The 3068-nt window shown below is 73.8% G+C and carries 1 pseudogene; it reads left to right on the top strand.

Annotated elements, in window-relative coordinates:
- Positions 1–3018 (top strand): annotated as a pseudogene (locus tag ACFCX4_RS35640) (hypothetical protein); the annotation flags it as partial.
- Positions 3019–3068 lie beyond the last annotated feature (50 nt).

Raw genomic sequence — 3068 nt, 5'->3', positions numbered from 1 at the left:
CTGCTGGGCGCGCTCGGCGCCGCGGCCACGGCACTCGCCTTCGCCCTGATACCCGCGGCGGCCGCCACACCGGCGGTCGCCGCCCCCACCGCTTCTGCCACCACCCCCGCCACCCCCGCAGCCGGCCCGGACAGCCCGAACGACCCGGCACCCGCACAACTGACCGCCACCCGCGCCTTCGGCGACAGTTTCCGGCAGAGCCCCTCGCTCGCCACCGCACCGCTCTACGGACTCAACGGAGCCCCCGACCACGACCTCTCCGCCCGGCAGTCGCCGCCGGCCGGGGAGCGGACGGTCTCCTACACCCGGGTCTCCGGCCGCTGGTGGACCACCGCCCCCGCCGACCCGTCGTTCGTCCGGGTCAGCTCCCCCGAGCAGCCCGACCGCCTGGTGTTCGGCAAGGGCATCTCCGCCGTGATGCTGGGCGCGCCCGCCGTCGCCGACGACACCGGCCACTACACCGTCTCGACCGTGGTCGACCCCTCGGTGGGCGACACCACCAGCGGCGAGTGGGCGTCGATCGTGCTCAGCCGCAGCCACCGCAGCGCCGGCTACGTGACCAACGCCGACGTCGACCTCGGCCTCACCGTCGGGTCGAACGGCAGGCTGGCCCTCCACCACGGCGGCGAGACCCCGTTCTGGTCCGGTACGGTCGCCCCCGCCGACCGCTACGCCGTCTCGCTGACGGTGTCCACCGGCGCGGACCGCTCGGTCGCGCTCACCGTGAACGGCACCGCGCTGACCGCCACCGCCCCGGCCGGGGTCACCCGCTGGCCCGGCAGCGCCTTCCTCTACCTGGGTGCCTACCTGGAGGCCGATCCGGCCAAGGTGACCACCTTCGGCGACGGGGCCGGGCACGGCCTGTCGGTCAGCCGTGTCGACACCTCCGTCGGCGCCACCGCCAGGCCCCTCGTCGACACCTTCGACGGCGCCCCCTCCAGCGGGTCGGACTCCGGGCTGAACCAGGAGCTGAGCGCCCGCCAGCCGACCCTGCTCTCCTCGGGCTACACCGCCGAGTCCGGGGTCGCCGGCCTGGTCACCGACCCAGCCCCGGGCGCGGCGCAGGTCAACTCCCCGGCCCACCCGAACGTGCTCTCCTTCCCCCGGGGGACGGCCGCGGTGCGCCTCGCCAAACCGGCCACCGCGGACCTCACCGGCCGGTACACCGTCCGCGCCGTCCTGACGCCCGTCGCCGGCAGCACCACCGGCACCGGCTCGGCGTCCCTGGCGGTCAGCCGGGCGAGCAACGGCACGGGCGCCGTGGACGCGCCCGACGTCGCGCTCGGCCTCCGGGTGCAGGCGGACGGCGGCCTCGCACTCTTCCAGAACGGCACCGCCGGCACGCTTCCGGCCGTCCCGGCCGCCCCCTCGTACGCCGTCTCGCTGACGCTGGCGAGCGGGGCCACCGGGCGCGCCACCGTGACCGTCAACGGGACGACGGTCTTCTCCGGTCCGACCACCGGCGAACTGCCCCGGGACGGGTACGTGGTGCTGGGCTCGCACCAGTCGGCGCCGGGCCGGGTCACCACCGTGGACGACCTCCGGGTGTCGATGCTGGGCGGGCTCGGCTACTACGGCTACTACGCCACCCGCAACGGCTCCCCCGAGGAGGACATGGTCGACCACACCCCCGCGGTGGCGCCCTGGACCAACTTCAACGGCTACCTGCGGCACGACCAGCCCGAGCTGGACTTCCTGGACCGCTGCCTGCCGGCCTCCTGCGTCATCGACATCAACCACGAGACCGTCGACAAGTCCGGTGACACGCTCTTCCCCAAGCCGGACGCCGTCGTCACCGACAACCTCGGCAGGCTGAAGGCCAGGATCGGCTCCAACCTCGACAAGGTCGGCGCCGTCTACCTCTCCGACGAGGCCTACTGGCGGCAGATGAGCCCCGCCCAGGTCCAGAAGCAGGCCGACCAGCTCAGGGCCGCCTTCCCGGACAAGCTGCTGATCTTCGACTACGCGGCGGTCTCCCTCTGGTGGGACCCGAACGTGAACCGCGCCCCGGCGGGCGTCGACATCATCGGTGCCAACGACTACTGCAAGGGCCGCGGGCGCGTCCAGGAGCTGGTCGGGCTCCTGAAGTCCAAGCTCGCCTCGCCCGACCAGCACCTCATGCTCTACCCGGACGCCAACCGGGGCGCGAACGACTGCGAGACCACGGGCGACGCGCAGATGGCCGCCTTCAACGCCGAGTACGAGGCCGTCGCCGCGCAGGACCCGCGCGTCGTCTACCTGCACCCCTTCCGCTGGGTGACCGGGACCCCGGCCGACCTGCCGAAGACCGTCGCCCACCAGCAGGCGACCGGCAGTGCGATCGTCAACGGCACGCCCGCCCGCCGCCCGTCTTCGGTCGGCTTCCACCGGTCGGCCGACCGCACCGTGACCCAGGCCTCGCACAACGGGGCCACGATCGGCCGGGCCACCGTCGGCGCCGCCGGTGACATCGCGCTGACCGGCCACTGGAACGGCCCCGGCGTCGACACCCTCGGCTACTACCGCCCGAGCACCCGGGAGTTCTTCCTGCCCGGGCCCGACGGCACCATCGGCGCCCCGGTGCGGTACGGCAACCTGGACGACGTCCCGCTCGCCGGCGACTGGAGCGGGCAGGGACGGACCACCATCGGCGTCTACCGCCCGAGCGACCAGACCTTCCACCTCAGCGACGACAACGTCAACGCCAACCCCCCGCTCAAGCTGGGCAACCCCGACTGGACGCCGCTGGTCGGCGACTGGGACGGCAACGGCACGACGACCGTCGCGGTCTACGACCCGCAGACGCGGACCTTCCACCTCAACGACTCCAACACGACCGAGCACGTCCGGAGCATCACCTACGGCAACACCGGCGACATCCCGGTCAGGGGCGACTGGGACGGCACCGGGACCGACAGCATCGGCGTCTACCGCCCGTCCGACCGCTCCTGGTCCGGTGCGGCGGTCAACGGCGACCTGACCGTCTACCGGGCGACGGCCGGCGACGGCGGGACCCCGCTGGTGGGCAACTGGGGCTGAACCGGCCCCGGACGACGACGGGCCCCGGGCCGGGGAGCGGTGTGCTCCCC

This window comes from Kitasatospora sp. NPDC056327, from assembly GCF_042261735.1.
Lineage (GTDB): Bacteria > Actinomycetota > Actinomycetes > Streptomycetales > Streptomycetaceae > Kitasatospora.
Note: the sequence above shows the minus strand (reverse complement) of the source record. Positions and strands in the feature narration are given on the sequence as shown.